The 6,544-nt window shown below is 68.2% G+C and carries 7 protein-coding genes; 4 read left to right on the top strand and 3 right to left on the bottom strand.

Annotated elements, in window-relative coordinates; all coding sequences use genetic code 11:
- Positions 1-53 precede the first annotated feature (53 nt).
- Positions 54-527 (bottom strand): transcription elongation factor GreA, encoded by a 474-nt coding sequence (gene greA / locus TSO352_RS25510; RefSeq protein WP_109109928.1) that lies wholly within the window; start codon positions 525-527, stop codon positions 54-56.
- A 96-nt stretch (positions 528-623) separates the two neighbouring features.
- On the bottom strand, positions 624-3,884 hold the full coding sequence (carB, locus tag TSO352_RS25515; protein ID WP_109109929.1) for a carbamoyl-phosphate synthase large subunit: 3,261 nt from the start codon (positions 3,882-3,884) through the stop codon (positions 624-626).
- Between the two features lie 253 nt (positions 3,885-4,137).
- Between carB and TSO352_RS25520 the strand changes: the two genes are divergently transcribed.
- The 4 genes from TSO352_RS25520 (at position 4,138) to TSO352_RS25535 (ending at position 6,132) form a co-directional block, all read left to right on the top strand.
- Entirely contained in the window at positions 4,138-4,944 is an 807-nt protein-coding gene (locus TSO352_RS25520; RefSeq protein WP_109109930.1) for a hypothetical protein, read from the top strand.
- A 10-nt stretch (positions 4,945-4,954) separates the two neighbouring features.
- Positions 4,955-5,347 (top strand): hypothetical protein, encoded by a 393-nt coding sequence (locus TSO352_RS25525; protein WP_109109931.1) that lies wholly within the window; start codon positions 4,955-4,957, stop codon positions 5,345-5,347.
- Positions 5,348-5,458: 111 nt separating this feature from the next.
- Positions 5,459-5,716, top strand: coding sequence for a type II toxin-antitoxin system Phd/YefM family antitoxin (locus TSO352_RS25530; RefSeq protein WP_109109932.1), 258 nt, complete (start codon positions 5,459-5,461; stop codon positions 5,714-5,716).
- Complete coding sequence (locus TSO352_RS25535) at positions 5,716-6,132, top strand: type II toxin-antitoxin system VapC family toxin (protein ID WP_109109933.1); 417 nt, start codon at positions 5,716-5,718, stop codon at positions 6,130-6,132. The genes TSO352_RS25530 and TSO352_RS25535 overlap by 1 nt, the downstream gene beginning before the upstream one ends.
- 67 nt (positions 6,133-6,199) lie before the next feature.
- On the opposite strand, the gene TSO352_RS25540 is transcribed toward TSO352_RS25535, so the two are convergent.
- A partial coding sequence (locus tag TSO352_RS25540; RefSeq protein WP_199231723.1) for a NapC/NirT family cytochrome c occupies positions 6,200-6,544 on the bottom strand: 345 nt, incomplete at its 5' end.

Raw genomic sequence — 6,544 nt, forward strand, 5'->3', positions numbered from 1 at the left:
GTCGATCGGACCGCCGGAATGGGGGGAACGCGGGGTTCAGACCTGTCTGGACCTCAACGGAACTCGACCGACACGATCTCGTACAGCTTGGAACCGCCGGGGGTCGACACCTCGACGCTGTCGCCGACCGACTTGTTGATCAGCGCGCGGGCCAGCGGCGCCTGGATCGACAGCAACCGCAGTTTGATATCGCTCTCGTCCTGACCGACGATCTGGTAGGTCGTCTCCTCGTCCGTGTCCTGGTCGGCCAGGGTCACGGTCGCGCCGAACTTGACGGTGTCGCCCGACAGCTTCGCCGGGTCGATCACCTCCGCCCGGCTGATCTTGTCCTCAAGCTCCAGAACGCGGCCTTCGATGAAGCTCTGGCGCTCGCGCGCCGCGTGGTATTCGGCGTTTTCCGAAAGGTCGCCGTGTTCGCGGGCTTCCGCGATGGCTTTGATGACCGCCGGGCGCTCGGTGATCTTAAGATGCTTCAATTCCTCCTGGAGGCGGTTGAAGCCCGCCGCTGTCATCGGAACTTTTTCCATGTTCGGTCCATCACCGCTTGCAGTCGTTCGACCCGTCCAAAGCGACATCAAGGACGAAGACGGCGCGGAGGATGTCCGCCGCGCCGTCGTCCGTCCTTAATACGATCCGCTAAGGTACGACTGCAATGGAGCGACTTCAAGGCTGCCGTTCCGAAGTGCGGCAATCGCTTCCACTGCTGCGCGGGCACCCGCAACCGTGGTGTAATACGGAATGTTGTAGGTCAGCGCGGTGCGCCGCAGGCTGAAGCTGTCGGCCAGCGCCAGCGCCCCTTCGGTGGTGTTGATGACCAGATGCACGTCGCCGTTGATCATCGCGTCGACAATGTGCGGCTGGCCTTCCGCCACCTTGTTGATCGCTTCGGCCGGGACGCCGGCGTCGCGCAGCACCTTGGCGGTGCCGGCGGTGGCCAGCACGCGGAAGCCCATGTCGTGCAGCTTCTGGCAGATGACGGCCAGCGCCGGCTTGTCGCGGTCCTTGACCGAGACGAAGACGCTGCCCTTGACCGGCAGGGTGACGCCGGCGCCGAGCTGCGCCTTGGCGAAGGCGAGCGCGAAGTTGTGGTCGAGGCCCATCACCTCGCCGGTCGACTTCATCTCCGGACCCAGCACGATGTCGACGCCGGGGAAGCGGGCGAACGGGAAGACCGCCTCCTTCACCGCGGTGTGCGGCGGCGTCGGGCCGGCCAGGGTGAAGGAGGACAGCTTCTCGCCGGCCATGATGCGCGCCGCGATCTTGGCGATGGCGGTGCCGGTGGCCTTGGCGACGAAGGGCACCGTGCGGCTGGCGCGCGGGTTGACCTCCAGGATGTAGACGGTGCCGTCCTTGACCGCGAACTGCACGTTCATCAGGCCGACCACCTTCAGCGCGTGGGCGAGCGCGTCGGACTGGCGGTTGATCTCGGCGATGGTGTCGGCCGGCAGCGAGTAGGGCGGCAGGGCGCAGGCGCTGTCGCCGGAATGGATGCCGGCCTCCTCGATGTGCTCCATCACGCCGGCGACATAGACGTCGGTGCCGTCGCAGACCACGTCCACGTCGACCTCGATGGCGTCCTGCAGGTAGCTGTCGATCAGCACCGGGTTCTTGCCCGACACCTGCACGGCGGTGCCCATGTAGCGCTGGAGCCCGGCCATGTCGTGGACGATCTCCATCGCCCGGCCGCCCAGCACGTAGGACGGGCGGATGACGACGGGGAAGCCGATGCGGGTGGCGACCGCCTCCGCCTCTTCCAGCGAGCGGGCGAGGCCGTTGGCCGGCTGCTTCAGGTTCAGCTCGTGCAGCAGCTTCTGGAAGCGCTCGCGGTCCTCGGCGAGGTCGATGGCGTCGGGCGAGGTGCCGAGGATCGGGATGCCGGCCTCTTCCAGGGCGGCGGCGAGCTTCAGCGGGGTCTGGCCGCCGAACTGCACGATGCAGCCCAGCACGGTGCCCCGGCGCTGCTCGACCCGCACCAGCTCGACCACGTCCTCGGCGGTCAGCGGCTCGAAATAGAGGCGGTCGGCGGTGTCGTAGTCGGTGGAGACCGTCTCCGGGTTGCAGTTGACCATGATGGTCTCGATGCCGGCCTCCTGCAGGGCGTAGACGGCATGGACGCAGCAATAGTCGAACTCGATGCCCTGGCCGATGCGGTTCGGGCCGCCGCCGAGGATGACGACCTTGCGCTTCTCGGTCGGGTCGGACTCGCACTCCGCCTCGCCCGACCCGTCGGTCTCGTAGGTCGAGTACATGTAGGGGGTGGCCGAGGCGAATTCGGCGGCGCAGGTGTCGATGCGCTTGTAGACCGGGGTGACGCCGGCCATGCGGCGGGATGCTGCGACCGCGGCCTCCGTGCTCCGGGCCAGCTCGGCCAGGCGGGCGTCGGAGAAGCCCATCTGCTTCAGCTTCAGCCAGCCGGCCTTGTCGGTCGGCAGGCCGCCGGCGCGGATCGCCTCCTCACGGTCGACGATCGCCTTGATCTGCTCCAGGAACCAGGGGTCGTACTTGGACGCGGCCTGGACCTCCTCCACGGTGAATCCGTGGCGGAAGGCCTGGGCGATCACCAGCAGGCGGTCGGGGGTCGGCTTGGCCAGCGCGCCGCGGATGGTGGCGCGGTCGGGGTTGCCGTCGGAAAGATCCGAGGGGCCGATCTTGACCTCGTTGAAGCCGGTCAGGCCGGTCTCCATCGAGCGCAGCGCCTTCTGCACCGACTCCTGGAAGGTGCGGCCGATCGACATCGCCTCGCCCACCGACTTCATCGAGGTGGTCAGCAGCGGCTCGGCGCCCTTGAACTTCTCGAAGGTGAAGCGCGGCATCTTGGTGACGACGTAGTCGATCGTCGGCTCGAAGCTGGCCGGGGTGGTGCCGGTGATGTCGTTGGTCAGCTCGTCCAGGCGATAGCCGACGGCCAGCTTGGCGGCGATCTTGGCGATCGGGAAGCCGGTGGCCTTCGACGCCAGCGCCGAGGAGCGCGACACGCGCGGGTTCATCTCGATCACGATCAGGCGACCGTTGGCCGGGTTGACCGCGAACTGGACGTTCGACCCGCCGGTGTCGACGCCGATCTCGCGCAGCACGGCGATCGAGGCGTCGCGCATGATCTGGTATTCTTTGTCGGTCAGCGTCAGCGACGGGGCGACGGTGATCGAATCGCCGGTGTGGACGCCCATTGGGTCGATGTTCTCGATGGCGCAGATGATGATGCAGTTGTCGGCGCCGTCGCGCACGACCTCCATCTCGTACTCCTTCCAGCCCAGCACCGATTCCTCGATCAGCACCTCGCCGACCGGGCTGGCGCGCAGGCCGCCGCGCACGATGTCCTCGAACTCCGCCCGGTTGTAGGCGATGCCGCCGCCGGTGCCGGCCAGCGTGAAGCTGGGGCGGATGATGGCGGGCAGGCCGACGATCTCCAGCGCCTCCATCGCCTCGGTCAGCGTCTTGACCATGCGCGACTTCGGCGATTCGAGCCCCAGCTTGTCCATCGCGTCGCGGAACAGGATGCGGTCCTCGGCCTTGGCGATGACGTCGCGCTTGGCGCCGATCATCTCCACGCCCAGCCGCTCCAGCGTGCCGTCGTCGGACAGCGCCATCGCCGTGTTCAGCGCGGTCTGGCCGCCCATCGTCGGCAGCAGGGCGTCGGGACGCTCCTTCTCCAGGATCTTGGCGACGACGGCCGGGGTGATCGGCTCGATGTAGGTGGCGTCGGCCAGACCGGGGTCGGTCATGATGGTGGCCGGGTTGGAGTTGACGAGGATGACCCGGTAGCCTTCCTCGCGCAGGGCCTTGCACGCCTGGACGCCGGAATAGTCGAACTCGCAAGCCTGTCCGATGACGATCGGACCCGCGCCGATGATGCAGATGGATTTGATGTCGGTGCGTTTGGGCATGGGTCCGCTTCTCTGAAGTGTGGTCAGCCGAAAACCCCCCGGCGCCGGAGGACCGGAGACGGAGAGCGGGGATGGGCATGTCGTGCAAGGCCCCCTTATAGGGGGTTCCGGGCCGGGGGGGAAGGGGTGGCATGGATGTCACCCTCGCATGACAGGATCCCGGGTCCGTCACTGCCGCGCTTGAACGGGATCGGAAAGGGCGCCATCAATTCCCATTCTCCCTTTTTGGGCCCCCCTTTGGAGATACGCCCCGATGAGCCACGCCTTCGCCAAGGACAGCCGCGCGTGCGCCGCCTGCGTCTCGTGGGGTGGCGAGCGCATGCTGTCGGAGGACAACACCCTGGTCCATGTCGCCCGCCACGGGGTGGAGGGCGAGTGCCGCACCGCCAGCAGCCAGGACTACCGCAAGATCACCAAGGGCTATCACACCTGTTCGGCCTGGGCGCCGCTGCCGATGCTGAAGAAGCATGGCGGCCGGATCGGCCATCCGGCAACGTCCCAGCCGCACACGCCGGTGACCGCGGCCGCCTCCCGTCCCGTCCCGGTGGCCGCCGCCTTCGCCGCTGCGCCGGTCGCGACTCCGGTGGTCGACGCGCCGCCGCCGCCCTGCCGCGCCGACGTCATCGACGTGGAGCAGACGCCGCAGGTCCGCGCCCTCTACACCCACTGGCTGCGGCTGAAGCGCAAGCGCCGCATGCCGCTGGCCGTCGAGATCGACACCGCCCAGGTGCGCGAGAGCGTACCGCGCATGGCCCTGATGACGCCGACCGCCGACGGCGCCGACTTCGTCTACGCCTCCTGCGGCCGCGCGTTGCAGCGGCGGCTGGCGGAGCGACCGACCACCCGGCGGGTCAGCGAGTGCCACCCGGAACAGGCGGCGCGGCGCTGGCTGACCGACCTGCGCGCCTGCCTGGACAGCGGTGAGCCGCGCTGCCTGCTGGTGCGCGACGACCCGATGCTGCCGGGGGCGAAGTTCGTGGAACTGCTGCTGCCGCTGGCCGATGTCGAGGGCGGCCCGGCCACCCGCGTGCTGGCCTACCGTCACGTCCCGGGCGGCTGAGGGGGCTGTCATGGGCGACGGCGACGGAAAGCCGAAGGGCGGGCCGCAGAAGGTCGCGCCGGGGCGGGAGCCAGGGGCGGAGATCGTCGGCGTCTGGCCGGCGGCGGTGTGGATCCTCGTCGGCACCGGCCATTACCTGAACGATCCCGACCAGTTCGCCGGCTGGAAGGGGGCGTTGTATTTCGTGCTGGGCACCGGGCTGGTGGCGCTGGTCGGCGGCGTCGCCGGCCTGTCGGCGCGGCGCACCGTCGCCGGCATCCAGGACCGCCTGCTGAAGGAGGTCCGCCACCGCCGCGACCTCGCCACCTGGGCGGTGTCGCTCGGCCTGTGGGGCCTGCTCGGCCTGGGCGAGGCGGTGCTGGTGACGCTGCTGGCGCTGTCGACGGTGGCGATGCTGGGGTGATGTAGGTACGTAACTACGTTCGGCTTGTGTCGTGCGTCGGCGGCCTGTACCTTTTCCCTTGAGGCCATCGGCACCGATGCATGAGCGCCAATGCCCGGAGGGAGCGAAGCCATGGGACGCATGATTTCCAGCCGGGAGTTCAACCAGAATCCGAGCGAGGCCAAGCGGGCCGCCGAGGAAGGGCCGGTGATCGTCACGGATCGCGGAGAACCGGCCTTCGTGCTGTTGCGCTACGACACCTACCGCCGCCTGTCGGGCGTGGGTGGTGGCTCGCTTCTCGATCTGCTGCGGCAGGACGGGGATGAGGCGGATTTCGACTTCGAACCGCCAACGCTGCCGGACGTCGCCCAGCCGGCGGACCTGGACTGATGTATCTGCTGGATACCAACGTCCTATCGGAATTGCGGCGGCCGGCGCGGGCCAACCCCGGCTTGGCGGCTTGGGCGGCGACGGTCCTGCCGGCCGAGCTGTTCCTCTCGGCCATCACCCTGTTCGAGATCGAGCTTGGTGCCGGCTTGGTGGCGCGCCGGGATCCCGCCAAGGGCGCTGTGTTGCGCGGCTGGATCGACGGTCACATCATGGCTGCGTTCCGTGGGCGTATCCTGCCGGTCGATGGGGATGTGGCCCAGCGTTGCGCCACGTTGCACGTTCCGGTTCCGCGGCCCCTGCGCGACAGCATGATTGCGGCGACCGCGTTGACCCATCGCCTGACCGTCGTAACGCGGAACACACGCGATTTCGAGCCCGCCGGGGTTCCGCTGCTCAACCCCTGGACCGTCGCCTGACGCGCGTCCCGTAAAACGCAAACAGCCCCGCTCCGGTCGGAAGCGGGGCTGTTGCAGCAACTCATCCTTACTTGGCGCTGGTCTTCATCGTCCAGCCCGGTTCCACGCCGTGCATGTCGGGCAGGCGGTGGGCGATGCCCTTGTGGCAGTCGATGCAGGTGTTCTGGCCGGTGAACAGGTAGGTCTCGTGCATGTTCGCCGCGCGCGGATTCTGCTTGGTGATGTCCATCGAATCGGCACTGTGGCAGTTGCGGCATTCCAGCGAGTTGTTGCTCTTCAACCGGGCCCATTCGTGCTCGGCCAGCTCGCGGCGCTTGTCGAGGAACTTCTCGCGGGTGTCGATGGTGCCGAAGATCTTGCCCCAGACCTCCTTCGACGCCTGCATCTTGCGGGCGATCTTGTCGGTCCACTG

The sequence above is a fragment of the Azospirillum sp. TSO35-2 genome (assembly GCF_003116095.1).
Classification (GTDB): Bacteria; Pseudomonadota; Alphaproteobacteria; order Azospirillales; family Azospirillaceae; genus Azospirillum.